At 41.9% G+C, this 14761-nt stretch carries 12 protein-coding genes and 1 tRNA gene; 6 read left to right on the forward strand and 7 right to left on the reverse strand.

The window, feature by feature from the left end:
• Positions 1-58: 58 nt before the first annotated feature.
• Together PSH48_RS14350 and PSH48_RS14355 are read left to right on the forward strand one after the other, a co-directional pair.
• A complete protein-coding gene (locus tag PSH48_RS14350; protein ID WP_138578075.1) occupies positions 59-517 on the forward strand; it encodes an EVE domain-containing protein in 459 nt (152 codons plus the stop codon).
• Between the two features lie 122 nt (positions 518-639).
• Positions 640-1671 (forward strand): hypothetical protein, encoded by a 1032-nt coding sequence (locus PSH48_RS14355; protein WP_055255153.1) that lies wholly within the window; start codon positions 640-642, stop codon positions 1669-1671.
• Positions 1672-1673: 2 nt separating this feature from the next.
• Here PSH48_RS14355 and PSH48_RS14360 read toward each other — a convergent pair whose 3' ends face one another.
• Positions 1674-1880, reverse strand: coding sequence for a PLDc N-terminal domain-containing protein (locus PSH48_RS14360; protein WP_004588680.1), 207 nt, complete (start codon positions 1878-1880; stop codon positions 1674-1676).
• 19 nt (positions 1881-1899) lie between these two features.
• Entirely contained in the window at positions 1900-2967 is a 1068-nt protein-coding gene (locus PSH48_RS14365; RefSeq protein ID WP_055255152.1) for a potassium channel family protein, read from the reverse strand.
• Between the two features lie 225 nt (positions 2968-3192).
• Between PSH48_RS14365 and PSH48_RS14370 the strand changes: the two genes are divergently transcribed.
• Positions 3193-4503, forward strand: coding sequence for a short-chain fatty acid transporter (locus PSH48_RS14370; RefSeq protein WP_273611791.1), 1311 nt, complete (start codon positions 3193-3195; stop codon positions 4501-4503).
• Between the two features lie 44 nt (positions 4504-4547).
• On the opposite strand, the gene PSH48_RS14375 is transcribed toward PSH48_RS14370, so the two are convergent.
• The gene (locus tag PSH48_RS14375) at positions 4548-5564 is read right to left on the reverse strand and encodes a metalloprotease (RefSeq protein ID WP_273611792.1); all 1017 of its coding nucleotides are present in this window, start codon (positions 5562-5564) and stop codon (positions 4548-4550) included.
• 182 nt (positions 5565-5746) lie between these two features.
• On the opposite strand from PSH48_RS14375, the gene PSH48_RS14380 reads away from it, so the two are divergent.
• Positions 5747-6964 (forward strand): EAL domain-containing response regulator, encoded by a 1218-nt coding sequence (locus PSH48_RS14380; protein ID WP_273611793.1) that lies wholly within the window; start codon positions 5747-5749, stop codon positions 6962-6964.
• 18 nt (positions 6965-6982) lie between these two features.
• Here PSH48_RS14380 and PSH48_RS14385 read toward each other — a convergent pair whose 3' ends face one another.
• Positions 6983-8059 (reverse strand): CNNM domain-containing protein, encoded by a 1077-nt coding sequence (locus PSH48_RS14385; RefSeq protein WP_004588675.1) that lies wholly within the window; start codon positions 8057-8059, stop codon positions 6983-6985.
• 84 nt (positions 8060-8143) lie between these two features.
• Here PSH48_RS14385 and PSH48_RS14390 point away from each other — a divergent pair, with 84 nt between their 5' ends.
• Both PSH48_RS14390 and PSH48_RS14395 read left to right on the forward strand, forming a co-directional pair.
• The gene (locus tag PSH48_RS14390) at positions 8144-10639 is read left to right on the forward strand and encodes an alpha/beta hydrolase family protein (RefSeq protein ID WP_273611794.1); all 2496 of its coding nucleotides are present in this window, start codon (positions 8144-8146) and stop codon (positions 10637-10639) included.
• A gap of 179 nt (positions 10640-10818) precedes the next feature.
• Complete coding sequence (locus tag PSH48_RS14395; protein WP_004588673.1) at positions 10819-11523, forward strand: response regulator transcription factor; 705 nt, start codon at positions 10819-10821, stop codon at positions 11521-11523.
• Positions 11524-11632: 109 nt separating this feature from the next.
• Here the strand turns inward: PSH48_RS14395 and PSH48_RS14400 are convergent, their stop codons facing one another.
• The 3 genes from PSH48_RS14400 to PSH48_RS14410 all read right to left on the reverse strand — a co-directional run bounded on the left by PSH48_RS14400 (position 11633) and on the right by PSH48_RS14410 (position 14370).
• Positions 11633-13141: a YifB family Mg chelatase-like AAA ATPase gene (locus tag PSH48_RS14400; protein ID WP_273611795.1), complete on the reverse strand. Its 1509-nt coding sequence runs from the start codon at positions 13139-13141 to the stop codon at positions 11633-11635.
• Between the two features lie 33 nt (positions 13142-13174).
• Positions 13175-13789: a trimeric intracellular cation channel family protein gene (locus PSH48_RS14405; protein WP_055255143.1), complete on the reverse strand. Its 615-nt coding sequence runs from the start codon at positions 13787-13789 to the stop codon at positions 13175-13177.
• A gap of 504 nt (positions 13790-14293) precedes the next feature.
• A tRNA-Met gene (locus PSH48_RS14410) sits at positions 14294-14370 on the reverse strand.
• Positions 14371-14761: the final 391 nt, after the last annotated feature.

A 14761-nucleotide genomic window follows, 5' to 3' on the forward strand; every position in this document is an offset into this window, starting at 1 on the left:
GATAAGCTAATGATACTATACAATGCAGCTATGTAAATCTAACTAAATGAGTAACGCTATGAATTATTGGCTATTTAAAACTGAGCCCGATGCTTTTTCGATTGATGATTTAAAAACAGCGCCGCAACAAACCACCCTGTGGGAAGGCGTGCGTAATTATCAGGCACGTAACTTTATGCGTGACGATATAAAATTGGGTGACTTAGTATTTATTTACCACTCTAGCTGCAAACAAGTAGGCGTTGTGGGTATAGCCACTGTTACTAAAGAAGCCTACCCCGACCCAACTCAGTTTGATTTAAATAGTGACTATTACGATGCGAAAGCCACGCCCGACAAGCCACGCTGGTTTGTAGTTGAAGTAACCTATAAAAGCCATTTAAACAAACGCGTAAGCTTAAAAGACATTAAAGCTAACGAGGCGATTAACGAATTAGCCCTTAAAAAAGCAGGTCGCCTTTCGGTAATGCCTGTCACACAAAACGACTGGGAGCAAATAATAGCCATGAGCAATTAAGCTCATTAAGCAAATATCAAGCTGTAATAGTAGCTAATCATTAACGGGCTAAAGCTTGGCTATGTTTGACCTCATTTGGCCGTGTTTGATACGATCCCCCGCGAGTTATAATTGGGGGATTAATGAAACTACTGTATTGGTTAGATGAATGGTTAACGCTTTGCCGTGATGAACAACAAACTAAGCTGCCTATGTGTGGCGGCGACCTACTCGGCGATGTGTATGTAAAATACGAATTTGTTGATTTAAATAAGCCCCTGCTTTTTACTTTTTCCCCCGCGGGCACCAATGTCCAAGAACACGACCTAACCGATGACTTTGCCCCTTGGGGCTATCACTTGGCGCAAAAACAAAATGTTAATGTTATTTCGTTCCAACATTTAGGCAAAAGCAATTGGTTTAGAAGCCGTAATTTAATCTTCTTTTTGGAGCAGTTATCAAGCTTACTTACACCGTTTAAGTGCCGCTTAGGCTATGGCCTTAGTCGCGGTGGTTTTGCTGTTGGCGCGTTTGCAAAATTACTTAAATTAGATCAGGTTTTATTTTTTCATCCTGTTAGCACCAAAAACACCGAAACAGTTCCGTGGGATACCCGCTCCAGCACAGAGCTTGCGCAGCAATTTGATTGGCAAAGTGAGTATAACGACCTCGATTTAGGCCATGCTAAGGGGTATATAATTTATGACCCCACCAATAAAATAGACCGCCTACATGCTAAGCGGTACCCACAACTGACTCATTTAAGAGTGTTTGGCATGGGCCACGGTACCCACGCAAGCTACCTCACTAAGTTTGGCTTTTACAAACAGGTGGCTGTTGACTTTATACGCCACCAGCAGATTGATATAGCGCAGTTTCGTTTGCAAACCAAAACTTTGCGCTTAAAAGAAGAGTATTATCAAAGCCTAAATAAGGCAAATGCGAGTTCGCCTCACCGCTTGGCATTGTTAAGTACAGCACATCAAATTTTAGCAGATGAAAAAGAAGTGCATGTGCAAGAACATCAGGCCAAAATAGATATTCAGCCGTTAATAGATGTCGCACTTAAACATCAAGATGAACACCCAAATGATGCTATTCAGTTATTAGAAGTTGCCCAACAAATAGTGCCAGATGATCCGCTGGTTGAGCACAAGCTCAAGCAGCTAGAATAGACCTATGACGGTTTATTCTTCTTTCTTTTTTTGTGACCATGCTTGGGCACAATCGTAAAATACATAAAAAGCCCCAACCACGAAAAAATAATTACGCCTAATAACCAGCCGTTTTTTTCGTGGCCTTGAGTGCGCTTACTATTAACCACTATCACCACGGGTAATATATAAGCGCTTAAAATAATTATTAAAAATACTACTTCATTCATTATTTAACCTAAGCCTTGGTTATTTGGCCAAGCTTTGCCAATCTACTTCATTTGTTAGCACACGTTCAAGGGCAATGTAGTGCAGGATATCGCCCGCATTTACCTTGTAATCAAGTGGCGGATTTAAATCCATATTTTGTGCACTTAAGTTATGCGCCACCCCTAACAAAATAGCATTATAGTCATGCTTAAAATGATGAAATAAAGTGCCAAACTCCATCTCTTCGCATTCACTTGGAATAGCTAGGCTAAACTGCGTGTCGCCGTGCAATGTAGATAATAGCTCTTCTTGTACTCGACTCGAGCCTGGGTCTTGCATTGAGCGTACTAAAATCTCAGCCGACTTAGCGCTACTACACTCCACATTTTGGCAATGCTCAAGCAACATATCGACCTTGGTTTCATCTAAAAAGTGCGCACTAATATGGCACTCATCTTTAACTAAACGGCTAATACGCAGTGCCGTTGTAAATGTTTGGTCGTCATCTTGCCCATCAATAATAACTTTGTCGGCACGGTTAATAGCTACGCGCTCAAGCTCTTCTAAATCGGTAAAACTTGTTAGGCGGGCAAAGTCGACATTTTCGTTAGTTAAAAATGGGTGATCCATTTGCTCAGTCACCGCCAACAAAATACGGCGGTCGGTACGTTTGGTATCGGCCAGGATATAATCAATCATTTTTTTTGTTCGGGTATCGTGCCAACCAAAAATAATAATGTGGTTGTTACTGTGAGCAAAGTTTTTATCACCAGTCATAGCGCGCCTAATTAAGTAAGTCACTGTTTGCCCTGTTTTTCCTAACAGAACGCCAAATAAAGCTAATCCAAACGGAATTTGTATTAAAGCCACTACCCAACGCCCCAGCTCGCTGGTTGGGCTAAAATCGCCGTAACCCACTGTTGAGGTAGTTACTGTGTAGTAGTAAAAAAAGGTCGTAAACGAGGTAAGCGCTTGCTCATTTGCAATAAATAGCAGCCCCCAAGTCACTAACATATGAGCAAGTATTGCAAGCACCACGGCTTGCCAGCTCAGCTGATCGATATGAGCACGAACAAGTAGCGCTAGCCTCTTAAATATTACCGGCATGATACAAAATCTTTGTTAGTAAATTATCTATAAACAGTACGTTACTGTAAGCCATGCTTTTAAGCAACGTTTAAGCCTTTAAGTAAGGCCTGTTACCCTTTTAGGATTAAATTTTGTTCAACCTATAAGATACTCAGACCCTAAAATATAAGACTAAATGCGGGTTTGCTAATGTGCTAAGAGCATGATTAATTATAATAAGACTAAAAAACACACAGACACATTATGCTTAATAAAATTGCCACACCGTTTACCAAATTAGTAGAGCGCTACTTACCTGACCCTTTTATATTTGTCATATTGCTGAGCTTAATTACTTTACTCTCTGCCAGTATTTTTACCCCCGCAACACATATTGAAGTTATTAACGCATGGGGGAGTGGTTTTTGGAACCTGCTTAGCTTTGCCATGCAAATGCTATTAGTGCTGATTACAGGTTACATGCTAGCAAGCACGCCCATTATCAATTCGTTATTAAACAAACTGGCGGTGCTTGCTAATTCAGCGCCAAAAGCGATTATTTTAGTCACGCTTATTTCGCTATTAGCCAGCTGGCTTAATTGGGGGTTTGGCTTAGTTATTGGGGCTTTATTTGCCAAAGCAATTGCAAGGCAAACACAGGTCGATTACCGCCTATTAGTTGCCAGTGCTTATTCTGGCTTTGTGGTGTGGCATGGCGGCTTAGCAGGCTCAATTCCGCTTACGATTGCTACCGAAGGGCACTTTTCACAAAATAGCATTGGCATAATTAGTACCGAGCAAACCCTGTTTGCTGGCTTTAACATAGCCATACTTATTGGCTTATTTATTATTATGCCGTTGGTTAACCGCTACATGCTACCCAGTGATAAAAACAGCGTATATGTAGACCCAGCACTTATTAAAGAGCCCCCGCCCGTACATGAAAAAATTACTCGCCCTGCTCAGCATTTAGAACACACAAAGCTGCTTGGCATTTCGATTGGTTTACTTGGCCTTTGCTATTTAGGGTATTACTTTATAGTTGCAGGCGGTAGCCTAAACCTAAACAGCATTATTGCTGTGTTTTTGTTTTTAGCCATTACCTTGCACCAAACACCCCATAACTTGCTTAATAGCTTGCAACAAGCAATTCCCAGCGGGGCGGGTATTGTCATTCAATTTCCGTTTTACGCAGGTATTATGGCTGTGATGGTCGACAGCGGTTTAGCGCAGCAAATATCGCGTGGTTTTATTGCCGTAGCAGATGCCGATAGCTTGCCATTTTTTAGCTTTATAAGTGCAGGGCTTGTTAATATGTTTGTACCTTCTGGTGGCGGCCAATGGGCAGTACAAGCACCTATTGTTATACCCGCAGCGCAAGAGCTGGGCGCCGATATATCACGTGTTGCTATGGCTGTTGCGTGGGGCGATGCGTGGACCAATTTAATTCAACCCTTTTGGGCTTTACCGGTATTAGCCATTGCAGGGTTAAAAGCGAAAGACATTATGGGGTTTTGTGTAGTGCAGTTATTTGTAACGGGGGTATTTATATCGCTAGTGCTGAGCTTTTACTAACCCTTAATAACGCGCAGTATTTAGGTATACTGCGCGTATAGCGATTAGCTTGATAAAATCGTCATCGGCAGGCTCAGTATTGGGTTTTCTGAATCTGCAAAGTGCATCATTACTGCCACATGGCCTGCAACTACAATAGCGTACATAGCGGCTGAAAAACCTTGGCCGTATTTATCAAGCGGCAATAAATGCGAGTAATGTCGACCGCGCCATTCAAATACGATTTCCAGTGCGCCCACAAACAAAAAGAATACCAGTAACATTAAACCAAATGTATAACTAAGCCATAAGCCAAATAACACGCCCAATAAGCACACACTTAAACCGACCCAAGATCGCATTGAAAAACTGATACTTTTTAACACATGTCCGCCATCAAGCGGTAAAATAGGCAAAAGGTTAAACAAATTCAATAAGGCACTGAGTACTGCAACGCCGGCAAATATGTCCATTTCGGTGGCGTAATATAAAACCACACCTAGCACTGAGGTAAACAAACCAAACGCTGGCCCCATAAGGGATATAACTACATCTTGCCAGCGTGTTGTTATTTTATCGTCACTTACAGCCAATCCGCCTACAAAGGGAATAAGGTAAATACCCTTGGTTTTTATGCCAAAGTATTTCATGGCTCTAACGTGTCCGTACTCATGTACCACTAAACAGGCAATTAGCATTAGTGCAAATTCAATACTAAATAACCAGGCATAGCCGGCAACCGATGCACTCGCTAAAGCCACTTTAATTACTTTTGCACTTTTAAATAATTTAAAGCCCAGTGCCGCTAGCCCTAAAAAGCCTTTTTTGGGCTGGCTATTTACTGGCGCAGGCAAAGCTAGTTCAGTAGCAAACACACCATCAACAAATAACGATAAAGACTGCTCATGAACATGTGAGCTATCAATCCCTATTTGCTTATTATTTAAAGTAAATTCAGCGTAATGCTCTTTGGGTGTTGTAAAGCTTATGGCCTGTTGATTATGAAATATTTGTACTATTTTATGCCCAGATACCATTAGCGTTAATGGTTGCTCTGCAAGCATGAGATCGATTTTTATCATGACTAAAACCAGTTAAAACAATGGCGCTAGTATACCGATGAATTTAAAAAACACGAATTGCCTTAAACCATAAGCGCAAAAGCACTTAGAAGATAAAAAATAATATAAAACTAAGCTGACAAAAGGCTGATCAGGCGCTATTTTTACAGTACTAATATATTAAGCAGTTACAAGGATAGAGCATGTCGATTTCGGTACCCAATATTTTAGTTGTGGATGACTCAAAGGCGATTTTAATTGTTATGGAGGCCATTTTAAATGAGCTAGGAGTCTCGAATAAAGTTACAAAATGCCTGAGTGCTCAGCAAGCGCTAACTCACGTAACCGACGATATAAACTTTTACGATATTGTATTTACAGACTTAAACATGCCTGAAATGGATGGTATGGAGTTTATAAGAAAACTAGGCGAGCTTAATTTTACAGGCGCAGTAGTTATAATTTCGGAGATGGATCATAAGGTTATTAACCTAGCTGCCAATTTAGCGCGCCATAGCAATATTCATTTAGTCGCAAATTTAGCTAAACCCGTGCAACTTAGCCAAGTAAAAACCGTTTTACAAAAAGCAAAACACTTAGCAGTACATACCGACCTTTCTCATGCCTCTATTTCAGAAAAAGCATTGCATGAGGCAATCAATTTAAACGAGATAATCCCTTACTATCAGCCAAAAATAAATTCTCAAACCAGTGAAATAGAAAGTATTGAGGTGCTAGCGCGCATCGTTAAAACGCACACTGGCGAAATCATCTCGCCCAATCGGTTTATTTCGTTATCGGAGCAATCGGGGTTAATTAATCAAATTACCTTTAGCTTATTTGAGCAAGCCACCAGCGACTTAAAAGCTATACGTACAAACATTGCTGCGCATCTAAAACTGGCTTTTAACCTATCTCCCACGCAACTAGATGATTTAAGCTGCCCCAACAAGCTGATGCTTATACTGCAGCTCAATGAGCTATCACCTAGTGATATAATTTTAGAGATTACCGAGCAACATGCGCTGTCTAGCCTTTCTCAGCTAGAAACCTTAAACAGATTAAGAATGCATGGCTTTGGCATATCATTGGATGACTTTGGTGTAGGTTTTACCAACATGAACCAGATTAAGCGCCTGCCTTTTACTGAAATAAAAATTGACCGTACACTTATTAGTAATATTGAAACAGATCAGTTTTCGCAAGTGGTGGTCAGCTCACTGGTTGATATTGCCAGCCAAGAGCAATTAGCTCTTGTGGCCGAAGGCGTAGAGCGCGCCGAAGAATCGCTCTACTTAAAAAACTACCGCACTAATTTAGCCATGCAAGGATTTTTGTTTACCTGCCCTAAAGCCAAAGACGATTTTATAGAGTGGGCACTAAACTGGGTAAATACGACGGGGGGCACAATTAAACGCTAACCTTCAACCCCGTCGTAATTATTTATTATCTCGGGGCGTGTCGTCATCTTCACTAACTATGTGCTCGCTGCTTGCTAAACGCTGGCGCCAGCGCTGCTTGGCAACCATGCGCATATTGGTCGATTGGTCGCGCTCATCAACAATTTCAAGCCCCATAAGGGCTTCTATCATATCCTCTAGGGTTACAATGCCTTGAACATCACCGTATTCATCAACAATTAAACATATGTGAGTACGCTGTTTAAGCAAGGTTTGTAGTAGCGATGACACATTATGCCCTTCGGGTACCGTATGAATAGGCTTAACTAATTTGCTAATTTTATAATCGGTACCTAAGCGGTGATAAGCCAACATAATGTCGTTTTTATGCACAAAGCCAATTATGTCATCGGCGTCTTTATCAAACACTAACACGCGCGAGAATGATGACGAGCCGTGCTCGCTCATGTACTGATCGACCGTTAACCCTTTATGCACTTTATACAGCACAGTACGCGGCGTCATTAAGTCGGTTAATTTAGCATGCCTAAAATGTAAAAGGTTGCGGATTATTTCTGACTCATCGGCATGGATTGCCCCTGTTTCGGTGCCTATATCTGCCATGGCTTCTATTTCTTGGCGAATATAAAAAGCCTCATCGTGCTTGGCCCCCATTAAATTAGTAAGCTTTTGAGCAAGCCACACAAATGGTTTTAGCGATATCACTAAAAAGCGTAAAGAATAGGTCACGCTAGGGGTTAAGGCACGCCAATAATTGGCCCCTAAGGTTTTTGGAATAATCTCTGAAAGTACCAATACTAAGAGTGTCATTATGGCAGAGGCAATTCCTACTGCCGCATCTGAAAAAACCACAGCGGCTTGCGCACCCACACCTGCAGCACCGGCGGTATGGGCCACTGTGTTAAGCGTTAGTATTGCAGCAAGCGGTTGATCTACATTATTTTTTAGTTTTTCGAGCTGCTTTGCAAGTTCAGGCTGTTTTTTGCGTAATAGCGCCACATAGCTGGGCGAAATACTTAACAGTACAGCTTCCATTACAGAGCATAAAAAAGAAATAACGATGGCAGCAACCATGTACACAATCAGTAAAGTCACTTTTTCTCCGATGAGTTGAACATATGGGCATGGTAACAATACATGCTATATTTGGCCAAATAACTATCAATAATAGGCACAAATATGAGAATTAGCTCACCTTGGACCACAAAAAATAAATTACTAAAACAAGCAGCTACCTTTTTTGCTCTTGGCAGCTTGAGCTTGACAGCAATAGCAGCCCCGCTTGATAAATCAAATATCGAGTTTATTGGCCCTTTAGGCGAAAACATGCAAGTTAAGCCTTTTCAAACACCGCACGGCCAAGTCATTATTAATAACTTATTAGAGCAGTTGCAACGTAATACGCAAAGTGTGTCTGTATTTGGTAAAAAGCATAGCTGGCAGCCGTTTAATAAAGTAAACGCACTTACTTTAGGTGGCCTACAAGCGCTTAAGTTCAATATTGAAACAACCCGCTATAGCCAAGGCACATTAACTATAAAAGGGATAGAGAACGCACAGTTGTTTATTGATGCCAAGCTTCAAAAAGGCGATAACCACACATACTCTTTATCGTTAACTAATGGCTCTCATAGTGTGATTGTAGTGGCGCAACAAGTGGCTAACTGGAACAACGTTTCTCTCGATTTTGAACCCAAAGCCGACACTGACAACATTACAATTAACACCTCTACAACTAAGCGACTTTCAGCCGAGCAACTTTTTGATGCCCCCACCATTAGTCGACTTTCTTTAGCGCCCGATGCTAAGCAATACGTTACCAGCACGCGCAGCTATTCAAATAAAACAGCTAACCAAGCAAACGTGGTAACTGAGCTTAAAAATAGCCAAAATCAAACCTTGTATCGTTTTGAAGGCCAGCAACCAAGCAATATGGTATGGAGCCCCAATAATCAATTTTTAGTTTATATGCTAGGGAGTGAGCTAAAACAGCTAAACCGTAAAAACCTCAGCATTAAAACATTGGCCAGAGAACTTGAAGGCGCGAGTAATTTTAATTTTTATGATAATAACAGCCTTATTTTTAGCTGGTCTAAAACCCCCGAAGACAACAACAGCTTAACTAAGCACTACAAAGGCCTTCAAGATAGATGGTCATACGCACGCAACGTAAGTCAGCTCTATATGTTAGACACCAACAGCGGCTTAACCAAAGCGCTTAGCCAAGGCCCTATTTCGCATAGCTTTGAAGATGCAAACACTAATCGTGGCAAAGTATTAATGAGCCGCCAAGTTATGGTTATGCAAGCCACCACCCACCCAGAAACTGAACTGGTGGAACTTGACTTACAATCGAATAAAATAACGTCTTTTGGTAAATTTAAAACCTTTAACCATGCAAAGTACGCCAACAAAGATGTGTACGTTGTTGCTGGCCCAGATTTTAAAAATGGCGCAGGCCGTGCCCTTCCAAAAGGGATGTTAGCTAATAATTACGACGGCCAATTGTACTTACTTAGCAATAACGGTAAAAACGTAAAAGCGCTTAGTAAGCAGTTTGACCCCGCTATAGGTGAATTACATGTGCTTGATAACGGCGATGCACTTATAAAAGTAACAGAGCAAGATACCCAGCCTTTGTATTTATATGACTTAAGCAAACAGCGCTTTAAAAAACTGAATACAGGTTTAGATATCGTTGAGCAATTTAGCTACTCGCACGAGAGAAACCCGCAAGTGCTACTAAGTGGTACCACAGCATCCACGCCTCAGCAGCTTAAACGCTTAAATATAAGTAAAAATAAAACAGACCTAATCTGGGACTCTAAGCCGCTTGCCTACGCTAATACACAAATACCGACTCTGGAAGAGTTTAACTTTACAAATAAAGACGGCGTAGAAATTACAGGGCGTGTGTACATACCTACCAACCTAGATAAAACTAAAAAACACCCTGCACTTGTCTATTACTACGGTGGCACCTCACCGGTTACCCGTGGTTTTACAGGGCGCTACCCATTTAACTTGTGGGCAGAAAATGGCTATGTTGTTTATGTATTGCAGCCAACAGGGGCAACTGGCTTTGGGCAAACATTTTCTGCTCAGCACGTTAACGCCTGGGGCGATTATACCGCTAGCGATATAATGCAAGGTACGCAGGCCTTTTTAAAAAAATACGATTTTGTTGATAGCAAAAAAGTGGGTAATTTAGGCGCCTCATACGGAGGCTTCATGACCATGCTACTTGCCACCAAAACAGACATGTTTAGTGCATCTATTGCGCATGCGGGTATATCAAACTTAACCTCGTATTGGGGCGAAGGTTGGTGGGGGTATTTATACTCAGGCGAAGCATCAAAAAATAGCTTTCCGTGGAATAACGCTTCACTTTATAGCGATCACAGCCCTGTATTTCATGCCGATAAAGTAACGACCCCTTTACTACTGTTACACGGCGATGGCGATACCAATGTACCTGTTGGCGAAAGCTTAACCATGTATACCGCCTTAAAGCTTTTAAATAAAGACGTAGAACTTATTGAATATAAAGGCGCCGACCATCAAATTTTTGCTCGTGATAAACGCTTTGATTGGTGGAACACCATGCTTGCTTATTTTGATAAACAACTAAAAGGCGAACCACAGTGGTGGGACGCAATGTATTCAGATAAGTAACACAGCGCTCAGCACATTTTTAGCTAAATGTGCTGAGCTTTCTCACATAAACAGCAACCTTAGGTAAGCCGCCTTTTATATCTGAAACATAAAGTTACCGAAAAGTTACACCGCCCCCTTCTCAGCATTTAACGATTGGTGCTACCATACAGAGCTATAAATATACAAAAATAAGTCCTATGGCAATTAACGTTTTATTGGTTGAAGACGACGAGCTACTCGTTAAGCGCATCCAAAATCACTTTACAGACACCGAATTTTCGATAGAAATAGACCCCACAGGTGCCGATGCCCTAAACATAGTTAGGCAACGCGTAAACCTGCGCAGTGCTATTTCTCTTGCCATTATTGATATTGTATTACCCAAGCGTGATGGGTTGCAGCTTGCCAAAGAGCTCAACACTTTGACCGATATTGGCGTGATTGTTTTATCTAGCCGCGACTCTCAAGCCGATCGTATTGCAGGGCTTGCACAAGGTGCTGATGACTATATTTGTAAGCCTGTTGATTTATTAGAACTTGAGCTGCGCATGCGCGCACTTTATAAACGTATTGCAATTAATCAAGACGATGATGAAAGCGAAGAGTTTATAGAATACGCCGACTTTAAGCTCCACCCCGATAACCGCACATTAATTACCTCATCAGGTATTGAATCGCGCTTAACCGAAGCCGAGCACAAAGTGCTAATTTGTTTAATTAGCAACGCAGGCAAAGCAACCTCACGAGAAAAAATATCAGAAGAAATAGGCCAACCAGATTGGAGCCCAAATGACCGTACTGTGGATGTTTTAATTGGCCGTTTGCGTAAAAAACTATACGATGAAAAAGACCAAAAACGCATTGTAACCGTGCGCGGTAAAGGTTATATGCTCTCAATTTAGCGCATTTAAATTTTAAACGCAGAAAAACGCAGCAAGCACCGAGCTTAGCACCTTAAAATGATTAAACATTATTGCGGTTCGGTATTATTTCCAGCAACGTTTAGTTTATTTAGTTAGTTAACTGCGCTAGTAACCGCTCAAAAGCGCGATAGTTTAGCGCCTCTTTTAGCTCTTCTAAACTAATATGCTCTGCACCTTTTAAATCACTAATAGTACGCGCCACTTTAATAACCCTATGGTAAGAGCGCGGCGATAACGACAGCTTTTCGCTAGCGCGTGCTAAAAACTGCAACTCAGCAGGGGCTAAAGTGCAATGTATATTCATTTCTTTATTATTTAATCGTGCATTAACCTTACCTTGGCGCTTTAGCTGTGCACTGTAGGCCGCTTCTACTCGGGCTCTTACTTGGGCGCTGGTTTCTTCAGGCTCGGTACTTTGTAGCTCAACACTTGTTAGTCGCGGCAGCTCTATTTGTAAATCGATACGGTCGATAAACGGGCCTGATACGCGCGATAAATAGCGCATCACTTGGTCAGGTGTTGCTCGCTTATCATTATGACACCCGGTAGGGCTTGGGTTTAGTGCGGCTATAAGCTGAAACTGCGCCGGAAACTCCATTTGCCTTGCAGCCCGAGAAATAACCACCGAGCCGGTTTCCATGGGTTCACGCAGCGAATCAAGTACCTTACGTTCAAATTCCGGAAGCTCGTCCAAAAACAACACCCCGTTATGCGCAAGTGAAATTTCACCCGGTTTAGGGTTTGAAGAGCCACCAACTAAAGCGACTGCCGAGCATGTGTGGTGTGGGTTTCTAAAAGGCCGTTGGCGCCAATTATTTAGATCAATTGATTGGCCAATAATAGAATACAGTGCAGCCGTTGATATTGCCTCATCGTCAGACATGGTTGGCATTATCGTCGCCATACGCTGCGCTAGCATAGATTTACCCGTACCAGGTGGACCTAAAAAAAGTAGGTTATGGCCTCCAGCGGCGGCTATTTCTAGCACTCGCTTAGCACCGGGTTGGCCTTTAACATCACTTAAATCGAGTAAAAAGTCGGGAGACTGGGCGCAATCTGGGTATTCAATATTTAAAGGTAGTGGCTGCTGATTTAATAAATCCCCCCATACTTCTTGTAACGAGTTAACCGCTTTACGCTTAACGCCGTTCACCAAACTTGCGAGGCTATCGTTGGTAAAAGGTAAAAAGCAGCAACGGTTTTGCTCTTTTGCAGCAAGTACAGAAGGCAAAATGGCATTAACTCCCCGCACTTCACCATTAAGGGCAAGCTCACCGTAAAATTCATATTTATGTATATCTGGACACACTACCTGCCCCGAGGCCACTAAAATACCTACGGCAATGGCTAAGTCAAAACGCCCGCCATCTTTAGGTAAATCGGCAGGAGCTAAATTTACGGTAATACGTTGATCAGGGAAACCAAATTGAGAGTTTTCTAGGGCGCTACGCACCCTGTCTTTTGATTCTTTAACTGAGGCCTCTGGCAGCCCAACAATATTAAATGCCGGTAAACCATTACCTAGGTGTACTTCTACAATAACCTCGGGGGCGTTTATACCCACTTGGGCACGAGAGTAAATGCGAGCTAGCGACATTCCTTATCCTAATTAATGGTTTAATTAATTAGTTTAGTCAGAATATTTAAAAACGTGTACTGTGATTTGCCATTTAATAGCCGCAATACGAAGCAATAAGGTGGTTAGCATTGCCATTACCATGGCAAGTTCGGTCGCGAACGCAAAGTGAATTCCCAGTGTATAAACTACACCGCCAGCAATACAGGTAATAGCGTATAACTCGCCTTTTAGCAGCATAGGAATTTCGCGAGCAAGCACATCACGGAGCATGCCCCCAAAGCAACCGGTAATTACACCCATAATAATCGCGGTCATATTTGGCATGCCGGCTAGTAAGGCTTTTTGGGTGCCCATTACCGCAAAAAATGCTAAACCAAATGCATCGGCAATTTGTAATGTGTAGTGCGGAATCGACTTTTGCTTGTTAATAAGCCGCGTGGTAATAAATACCGCGGCTAAAATAGCATAAAAAAAACTTTGATCGTGTAACCAAAATACCGGAACATCTAATATGAGATCGCGAACCGTACCGCCCCCAATCGCTGTTACCGCTGCTAATACTACAACCCCAAAACCATCCATTTTCTTTTCGTGTGCGACCAAAGTACCTGTAACAGCAAACACAGCAATACCGATTAAATCAAACCAGTGATAAAGTTCAGTCATGTGTAACAACCCAAAATTATTTGTGCCGTTTTAACACAAACTATACAAAGTTTTAAGTAATAACGTATTTTTAGAGAAGTTTATAATATTTATAGATATTACTTGGGGTATAAATCTAAGAGTGCTTTATAGGGAAAGAAATATAAATTTTAGGCATAAAAAAACACGCCTTAAGCGTGTTGTTTCATTTTATGTATTTCAGTGGTTGCGGGAGCCAGAGCTTATGAAAGGTGAACCGACGACCTTTGCTGGCTAATGGAGAACTGAGACCGACGAGCTATCCGTTTCACTGAATTTCAGGCATAAAAAAACACGCTTTTTGCGTGTCGATTTAATATAACTTATTATTTCAGTGGTTGCGGGAGCCAGAGCTTATGAAAGGTGAACCGACGACCTTTGCTGGCTTATGCAGAGCTGAGCCCGACGAGCTATTCATTTCACTGAATTTTAGGCATAAAAAAACACGCTTTTGGCGTGTCGATTTAATATAACTTATTATTTCAGTGGTTGCGGGAGCCGGATTTGAACCGACGACCTTCGGGTTATGAGCCCGACGAGCTACCAGGCTGCTCCATCCCGCGCCTGAAATATGTATACTTATTTAGCGTTGCTTACATTACAACGTGGCTGCCAACTTCCTAAAGGAAATTGGTTGCGGGAGCCGGATTTAAAACGACTACCTTTGCTGGCTAATGAAGAGCTGAGACCGACAAGCTTTTCTTTAACTAACGTTTTACAGTAACCTCAAACCCCTAAAGGAAATTGGTTGCGGGAGCCGGATTTAAAACGACTACCTTTGCTGGCTAATGAAGAGCTGAGACCGACAAGCTTTTCTTTAACTAACATTTTACAGTAACCTCAAACCCCTAAAGGAAATTGGTTGCGGGAGCCGGATTTAAAACGACTACCTTTGCTGGCTAATGAAGAGCTGAGACCGACAAGCTTTTCTTTAACTAACATTTTACAGTAACC

This window comes from Pseudoalteromonas sp. Angola-4 (assembly GCF_028599265.1).
Lineage (GTDB): Bacteria > Pseudomonadota > Gammaproteobacteria > Enterobacterales > Alteromonadaceae > Pseudoalteromonas > Pseudoalteromonas atlantica.